The following is a 7,984-nucleotide window of genomic DNA, read 5'->3' as shown; positions in this document are numbered from 1 at the left end:
CTTCCCATCCCGAACAGGACCGTGAAACAACTTTGCGCCGATGATAGTGCTGCAACCAGTGTGAAAGTAGGTTATCGTCAGGCTTGTTATTCGTAGTAAGAGAAAAACCCCGCCAGCAATGGTGGGGTTTTTTTTCGTCTGATGCTTTGGCAGGTTTTACAGCATACAGGCGTAAAAAAAGCAGCGCTACGCGCTGCCTTTGTCATCAAACGTCGCTTAACTCCCTCGATAAGTCGAATATGACCACGGCGATACCACCAGCGGTACGTGGTAGTTTTCATCCGTATGCGCAATGCCGAAGGCCAGGGTCACCAGGTCGATGAAGCGGGGCGAGGGCAGTTCCACGCCTTGGGCGGCGAAATAGTCGCCGGCATTGAACACCAGTTCATATTGACCCGCCTTCATGCTCTCGCCTTCCAGCAAGGGCGTGCTGCAACGGCCGTCGCTGTTCGTCATATCCATCTTTAATAACACTTTGCCTTCCGGCGCGACTGAAAACAGGGCCACCTTGACGCCGGCTCCCGGCCTGCCGTGGGCGATATCGAGTACATGCGTGCTGAGTTTTCCCATTTGCTATCCTGTATATAGGGTGAATGACTGTGCTTATCGTGCAAATCATATACCGGCGACTGCGCCGGGCTATATGATTGGGCATATAGCCAACATTGTCCTCCTATAGGCGCGCCTCCGCATGAACAATTACGAACATTATCCACGCGACTTGATCGGCTATGGCCGCACGCCACCCCATCCGCAATGGCCGGGCAAGGCCCGCATCGCCCTGCAATTCGTCCTCAATTACGAGGAAGGGGCGGAAAACAACGTGCTGCATGGCGATCCCGCTTCGGAAACGTTTTTATCGGAAATGATCGGAGCGGCCGCTTTCCCTGCGCGCCACCTGAGCATGGAGTCGATTTATGAATACGGTTCGCGCGCCGGGCTGTGGCGCTTGCTGCGCATGTTCGAGGATCGGCGCCTGCCGCTGACCGTGTTTGGCGTTTCGATGGCCTTGCAACGCAATCCGGATGCGGTGGCCGCCTTCCAGGAATTGGGCCATGAAATCGCTTGTCATGGCTTGCGCTGGATTTCCTATCAAAACATGGATGAAGCGACGGAACGCGAACACATGCGTGTAGCCGTGCAGATCATCCGCGAATTGACAGGTTCCGCCCCGCAAGGCTGGTATACCGGGCGCGATTCGCCCAATACGCGAAAACTGGTGGTCGAGCACGGCGGTTTTCGCTACGACGCCGATTATTACGGCGATGACTTGCCATTCTGGGAGAAAGTGGCGTACACGGATGCCGCCGGCCTGCCCGCCGTGCAGCCGCAGCTGATCGTGCCCTACACCCTGGACACGAACGACATGCGCTTTGCCGCTATGCAAGGCTTTAATTCGGGCACGCAGTTTTTTGATTATCTGAAGGATGCCTTCGATGTGCTGTACGCGGAAGGCGATCCGAACGGCTTGAATCAGCCAAAGATGCTATCGGTGGGCTTGCATTGCCGCCTGGTGGGGCGTCCGGGACGGGCCGCGGCATTAGCCCGCTTCCTTGACTATGTACAGCGCCATGAGCAGGTGTGGATCACGCGCCGCATCGATATCGCTGACCATTGGCATGCGACGCATCCCTATACTGCCGGATAGGTATTGATATTGGATGATAAGTAAAATCAGTCTTTGCATATAGTTGTCCCATATGCCGGTGTTAATCTCCTATACTGGGACTATACCGAGGCCAGCATGTCAGAACCGATCCGCTTTTATTACCGTGGTGCCGTACAGGAAGTACGCAACGCCGCCCCTACGCAGACTGTGTTGCAGCACCTGCGCGAGGATTTGCATTGCACGGGCACCAAGGAGGGCTGCGCGGAAGGCGATTGCGGCGCCTGCACGGTGGTCATCGGCAGCCTGGTGGATGGCCAGGTCGAGATGAAGGCCGTCAACGCCTGCATCCAACTCACGCCCACCCTCGATGGCAAGGCCCTGTTTTCCGTGGAAGACTTGCAACAGCCTGACGGCGCCTTGCACCCGGTGCAGCAGGCGATGGTCGAATGCCACGGTTCCCAGTGCGGCTTTTGCACGCCCGGTTTCGTGATGTCGCTGTGGGGCATGTACCTGGCGAAAAACGGCGAGATGCCCACACGCTGCGAAATCGACGATAGCCTGTCGGGCAATCTGTGCCGCTGCACGGGCTACCGGCCCATCATCGATGCGGCCAGACGCATGGGCGAACTGCCGCATGTGACATTTGACCGCGATGCCCTGGCGCAGCAATTGCAGGCGCTGCAGCGCGAAAGCATGAGCACCTATGAACACGGCGGCCAGCACTTCCACGCGCCGCGCAGCATCGCGGAACTGGTGGAACTGCGCGCCGCAAAGCCGCAAGCATGCCTGCTGGCCGGCTCCACCGACGTGGGCTTGTGGGTGACCAAGCAACTGCGCGACCTGGGTGACATCATTTATCTCGGCAACGTGGCAGCGCTGAAAACCATCGCCATCGTTGACAGCAAGCTGCACATCGGTGCTGGCGCCAGCCTGAACGATGCCTATGCGGCGCTGTGCGGGCACTATCCGCAAGAATTGTCGGAACTGTGGCAGCGCTTTGCTTCCTTGCCGATCCGCAACGCGGGTACCCTGGGCGGCAATGTGGCGAATGGTTCGCCCATCGGTGATTCGATGCCATGGCTGATTGCGCTGGGCAGCGAGATCGTGCTGCGCGGTGCCGCCGGCCAGCGCAGCATGCCGCTGGAAAACTTCTATCTGGCTTACCAAAAGAAAGATCTGCAACCCGGCGAATTCGTCGAAGCCGTGCGCGTGCCTTTGCCCCGTGCCGATGTGCATTTCCGCACGTATAAACTGGCGAAACGCTTCGACCAGGATATCTCGGCCGTGTGCGCAGCATTTGCCTTCCAGCTCGACGGCGAGCGTATCGTCGACGCGCGCATCGCCTTTGGCGGCATGGCGGCCACGCCGCAGCGCGCTGCGCAAACGGAAGCGTTTTTGCTGGGACAGGCGTGGACGGAAGATAATCTCACCATCGCCATGCGCTTGCTGGCCGACGATTACGCGCCGCTGTCCGACATGCGCGCCTCGAATACCTATCGCATGACGACGGCGCAAAACCTGTTGCGCCGCTTTTGGCTGGAAACACGCCCGGATGCGCCTTTGCTGCGCACTGCCGTCAACGCCTACGCTTGCCGCGCTTGAAAGGACCAGCATGAACCATCCTGTCACGCCTGAATTGCAAGCGGCCGCCTGGAGCGCCGTGGGCAAGCCCATGCCGCATGAATCGGCGCAATTGCATGTGCTGGGGCAAGCCACCTACACGGACGATATCGCCGAACTGCAAGGCACATTGCATGCGGCGCTAGGCCTGTCGCAAAAGCCGCACGCGCGCATCACGGCCATGGATTTGTCCGCCGTGCGTGGCGCGCAAGGGGTTGTCGCCGTCTACACGGCACAGGACATTCCCGGCACCAATGATTGCGGCCCCATTATCCACGACGACCCGATCCTGGCCTTTGATCTGGTGCAATACGTGGGCCAACCCATCTTCATCGTGGTGGCCGATACGCACGACCATGCGCGCCGCGCCGCCCGCCTGGCGCAAGTGTCGTATGAGGAATTGCCCGCAATCATGACGCCGCAAGCGGCGAAGGCCGCGCAATCGTACGTGCTGCCACCGATGCAGCTGACGCGCGGCAACTACCAGGTCGCGTTCGAGAAGGCGCCGCATGCGGTCAAGGGCCAGCTGTATGTGGGCGGCCAGGAACAGTTTTATCTGGAAGGACAGATTTCCTACGCCATCCCGAAGGAAGCGCAAGGCATGCTGGTGCTGTGTTCGACCCAGCATCCGAGCGAGATGCAGCACGTGGTGGCGCATGCGCTGGGCGTGCATTCGCATAACATCACCGTCGAATGCCGGCGCATGGGTGGCGGTTTCGGTGGCAAGGAGTCGCAGTCGGCCCTGTGGGCGGCGGCCGCATCGATTGCGGCGGCCAAGCTGAAGCGTCCCGTCAAACTGCGCGCCGACCGCGATGACGACATGCTGGTGACAGGCAAGCGTCACTGTTTTTATTATGAGTACGAAGTGGGCTACGACGACGATGGTCGGATCCTTGCCGCCAAGGTCGATATGACCACGCGCGCCGGCTATTCGGCCGACTTGTCCGGCCCCGTCGCCACGCGCGCCGTCTGTCACTTCGATAACACCTATTATTTGTCCGACGTGGATATCCGTGCCGCCTGCGGCAAGACGAATACCCAGTCGAACACGGCTTTCCGGGGCTTCGGCGGGCCGCAGGGCGCCATTGCCATCGAGTACGTGATCGATGAAATCGCCCGCCACTTGCAACGCGATGCGCTCGATATCCGCCTGCTCAATTTCTATAGCCGCAACGATGTGGAAGGGCGCAATGTCACGCCGTACGGCCAGAAAATCGTCGACAACGTGATCCATGAACTGGTTGCCGAACTGGAAGACAGCAGCGACTACCGCGCGCGCCGCCGCGCCATCGACGCCTTTAATGAAGCCAGCCCCATTTTGAAAAAGGGCTTGGCGTTCACGCCGCTGAAGTTCGGCATCGCCTTTAACGTCACGCATCTGAACCAGGCAGGCGCGCTGGTCCACGTGTACGTGGATGGCTCCGTGCTGGTCAATCATGGCGGCACGGAAATGGGGCAGGGCATCAATACCAAGGTCATGCAGGTGGTGGCGCACGAACTGGGCCTGGACCTCGAATGTGTGCGGGCCACAGCCACCGATACCAGCAAGGTGGCGAACACGTCGGCCACGGCAGCGTCCACCGGCGCCGACCTGAACGGCAAGGCGGCGCAGGATGCTGCGCGCCAGATCCGTGAACGCCTGGCCGATTACGCGGTCAAACTGTACGGCGGCGAGGCGGCTTGCGTGCGCTTCTTCGATAACCATATCCACGTGAATGGTCACGTCGTGGCGTTTGCCGAGCTGGTGCAGAAGGCTTATCTGGCCCGCGTACAACTGTGGTCGGACGGTTTTTATGCCACGCCCGGCCTGTCGTGGGATGCAAAGACGATGACGGGCCATCCGTTTTCTTACTATGCATATGGCGCGGCCGTGGCCGAAGTGGTGGTCGATACCTTGACGGGCGAATGGAAACTGCTGCGCGCGGACGCCTTGTACGACGCGGGCCAATCATTGAATCCCGCGATTGATCTGGGTCAAGTGGAAGGCGCATTTATCCAGGGCATGGGCTGGCTGACGACGGAGCAGCTGTGGTGGAATGCGGCGGGCAAGTTGATGACGCACGCGCCATCGACCTACAAAATTCCCGGCATTTCCGATTGCCCGGAAGATTTTCGCGTCAAGCTGTTCCAGAACAGCAATGTGGAAGACAGCATTCACCGTTCCAAAGCCGTGGGCGAGCCACCGCTGCTGTTGCCGTTTTCCGTGTTCTTTGCCATCCGTGACGCCATTTCCAGCGTGGGAAATCACGCCGTGCAGCCGCCGCTGAATGCACCTGCCACCAGCGAGGAAATCCTCAAGGCGGTCATGGCCGTGCAAGCGGCCGACGTCGGCGCTAGGAGGCGATGATGAACGACTGGCTGACGGCGATGGAGAATGACACGCAGGCATCGGTGCTGGTGACGGTCGCCCTGGTGGAAGGTTCCGGACCGCGCGAGGCGGGCGCGAAGATGCGCGTCACCCTTGATGGCCAGGTCGATACCATCGGTGGCGGTCACCTGGAATTACGCGCCGTGGAAATCGCCAAGACCATGCTGGCCACGGCAGACACCCATGCGCGGCTCGAGCGTTTTGCGCTGGGCCCCAGCTTGGGACAATGCTGTGGTGGCGTCGTTCACCTGGCGTTCGAATATGTCGATGCCAGCCTGAAAGAATTACTGGCCGCCTTGCGGGAGCGCCGCCAGCAGGATAGTTGGCGCCTGACGGCGCTCGATGGCGATGCCACGTCGGCCCTGTTCGATGCCGCCGGTAAATTGATCGCCGGCACGCCAGGACAGGCGCCCGATACGTTTTCACGCGAGCGCGCAACCCATGTGGCGCAGGATGGCCAGGGGCGGCGCTGGCTGGTCGACCCCTGCCTGGCGCGGCGCGCGCATCTGACGCTGTTCGGCGCCGGCCACGTGGGCGCCGCCATCGTGCGCGCGCTGGCCCATTTGCCCTGCAATATCACCTGGGTCGATGAACGCGAAGACATGTTTCTCGCAGCGTTGCCGGCGGGGTTGCCAGATAACGTGCACATCGCCGCCACCGATACGCCCGAGGAATATGTCGCCATGGCACCGCCGGGCGGCAGTTTTCTTGTCATGACGCACAGTCATGCGCTCGATCAGCGTTTGACGGAAGTCATCATGGCGCGCATGGACGCAGGCTGGTTCGGCTTGATCGGTTCGCACACAAAACGCAGGCAGTTCGAGCACCGCCTGCAGGCGCGCGGCGTGCCGGACGAACGCATTGCCGCCATGGTCTGCCCCATTGGCTTGCCGGGCATCCGCAACAAGGCACCGGCCGTGATCGCCGCCTCCGTTGCCTGTCAATTACTCATGGTGTGGGAGGAAGCGGCCGCTGCCGCCCTGGCCGCACCGCTGCGGCTGGCCTCTGCCATCGCACCGACGCGCCGCCAACCACGCGCCGCCACACACCCGTTATAGAAAGAAGTCATGTTGATTGTACCTGCCACATTGCAAGCTTACCGCGCCAGCTTGCTGCACTTCCACGCCGATCCCGCTGTCAAAGAGGAGGCGCACGCCTGGCATGCGGACGGCTTGCTGATCGTGGCCGATGGCAAGGTCGTGGCGGCCGGCGATTACGCACAGCTGCAAGCGACTTTGCCGCCTGGCACGCATATCGTCGATTACCGGGGCAAGCTGATCGTGCCCGGCTTTATCGACACGCATTTGCATTTCCCGCAGACGGAAATGATCGCCTCGCCCGCGCCCGGTTTGCTGCCATGGCTGGAAACGTACACCTTCCCCACCGAGCGTGCGTTTGAAGACCCTGTCCACGCGCGTAATGTCGCCGAGTTTTTCCTCGATGAACTGCTGCGCTGCGGTACCACCACGGCCATGGTGTATGGCAGCGTGCATCCGCAATCGGTCGATGCCTTCTTCGGCGCCAGCGAAGCGCGCGGCTTGCGCATGGCGGCGGGCAAGGTCATGATGGATCGCAATTGCCCGGAGTTCCTGCGCGACACGGCCGAGTCGGGCGCCCGCGAAAGCGAAGAGCTGATCCGGCGCTGGCACAAGCATGGCCGCTCGCTGTACGCGATCACGCCCCGTTTCGTGCCCACTTCGACCAATGAACAGATGCACCTGGCAGGTGAGCTGGCGCGCGCCTATCCGGATACGTATTTGCAGACGCATGTGTCGGAAAACGAGGATGAGTGCCGCTGGGTACGCGAACTGCATCCGCAGGCGCGCAGCTACCTCGATGTGTATGACCAGTACGGCATGTTGCGCCCGCGCGCCATGTTTGGCCACTGCATCTGGCTCGATGAGCGCGACCGCGCGCGCATGGCGGAAACATCTTCGGCGGCCGCTATTTGTCCTACGTCAAACCTGTTCCTCGGTAGCGGCCTGTTCGATTTCGAGCGGGCCGATGCGGCGCGCGTGCTGCTATCGCTGGCCACCGACGTGGGCGGCGGCACCTCGTTCTCGATGTTGCAAACCATGAACGAAGCCTATAAAGTAGCACGCTTGAAAGGCAGCTATCTGCCCGCCTTGCGCATGTTTTACCTAGCAACCCTGGGCGCGGCACGGGCCATGCAACTGGAAGGCACGCTGGGCAATTTCGCTGCTGGCACGGAAGCGGACTTCATCGTGCTCGACAAGCAATCGACGCCGCTGCTCGAACGCCGCACGGCTGGCTGTCAAAGCCTGGAGGAATTGCTGTTTGCCTTTGCGCTGCTGGGCGATGACCGGGCCGTGGCCGCCACGTATTCGGGCGGACAGTGCGTGCATGTGCGGGGGCAGGGCTGACCT

6 protein-coding genes are annotated in these 7,984 nt (G+C 61.1%); 5 read left to right on the top strand and 1 reads right to left on the bottom strand.

Translation table 11 applies throughout. The annotated features are described in order from the left end of the window. Positions 1 to 216 precede the first annotated feature (216 nt). Entirely contained in the window at positions 217 to 570 is a 354-nt protein-coding gene (gene uraH, locus ACQ4W7_RS23925; RefSeq protein ID WP_070303439.1) for a hydroxyisourate hydrolase, read from the bottom strand. A gap of 121 nt (positions 571 to 691) precedes the next feature. Here uraH and puuE point away from each other — a divergent pair, with 121 nt between their 5' ends. From puuE to guaD, 5 genes are all read left to right on the top strand, one after another. After that, the gene (gene puuE, locus ACQ4W7_RS23920; protein ID WP_436533768.1) at positions 692 to 1,648 is read left to right on the top strand and encodes an allantoinase PuuE; all 957 of its coding nucleotides are present in this window, start codon (positions 692 to 694) and stop codon (positions 1,646 to 1,648) included. Positions 1,649 to 1,744: 96 nt separating this feature from the next. Further along, the gene (gene xdhA, locus ACQ4W7_RS23915; protein WP_436533766.1) at positions 1,745 to 3,211 is read left to right on the top strand and encodes a xanthine dehydrogenase small subunit; all 1,467 of its coding nucleotides are present in this window, start codon (positions 1,745 to 1,747) and stop codon (positions 3,209 to 3,211) included. A 10-nt stretch (positions 3,212 to 3,221) separates the two neighbouring features. Further along, positions 3,222 to 5,576, top strand: a complete 2,355-nt coding sequence (gene xdhB, locus ACQ4W7_RS23910) for a xanthine dehydrogenase molybdopterin binding subunit (RefSeq protein ID WP_436533764.1) — start codon at positions 3,222 to 3,224, stop codon at positions 5,574 to 5,576. Then, positions 5,576 to 6,655 (top strand): xanthine dehydrogenase accessory protein XdhC, encoded by a 1,080-nt coding sequence (xdhC, locus tag ACQ4W7_RS23905; protein ID WP_436533776.1) that lies wholly within the window; start codon positions 5,576 to 5,578, stop codon positions 6,653 to 6,655. Before xdhB ends, xdhC begins: the two co-directional genes overlap by 1 nt. 9 nt (positions 6,656 to 6,664) lie before the next feature. Next, positions 6,665 to 7,981 (top strand): guanine deaminase, encoded by a 1,317-nt coding sequence (gene guaD, locus ACQ4W7_RS23900; RefSeq protein ID WP_426074201.1) that lies wholly within the window; start codon positions 6,665 to 6,667, stop codon positions 7,979 to 7,981. The last annotated feature ends 3 nt before the right edge of the window (positions 7,982 to 7,984 follow it).

It is taken from the genome of Janthinobacterium algoris (assembly GCF_051380935.1).
GTDB lineage: Bacteria > Pseudomonadota > Gammaproteobacteria > Burkholderiales > Burkholderiaceae_D > Janthinobacterium.
The sequence above is the reverse complement of the archived record's forward strand: the minus strand, read 5'-3'. Positions and strand labels throughout refer to the sequence as shown.

Coding starts and splice junctions, on each gene's coding strand:
- puuE (WP_436533768.1), top strand. CDS start 692: ATGAACAATTACGAACATTATCCACGCGACTTGATCGGCTATGGCCGC.
- xdhA (WP_436533766.1), top strand. CDS start 1,745: ATGTCAGAACCGATCCGCTTTTATTACCGTGGTGCCGTACAGGAAGTA.
- xdhB (WP_436533764.1), top strand. CDS start 3,222: ATGAACCATCCTGTCACGCCTGAATTGCAAGCGGCCGCCTGGAGCGCC.
- uraH (WP_070303439.1), bottom strand. CDS start 570: ATGGGAAAACTCAGCACGCATGTACTCGATATCGCCCACGGCAGGCCG.
- xdhC (WP_436533776.1), top strand. CDS start 5,576: ATGAACGACTGGCTGACGGCGATGGAGAATGACACGCAGGCATCGGTG.
- guaD (WP_426074201.1), top strand. CDS start 6,665: ATGTTGATTGTACCTGCCACATTGCAAGCTTACCGCGCCAGCTTGCTG.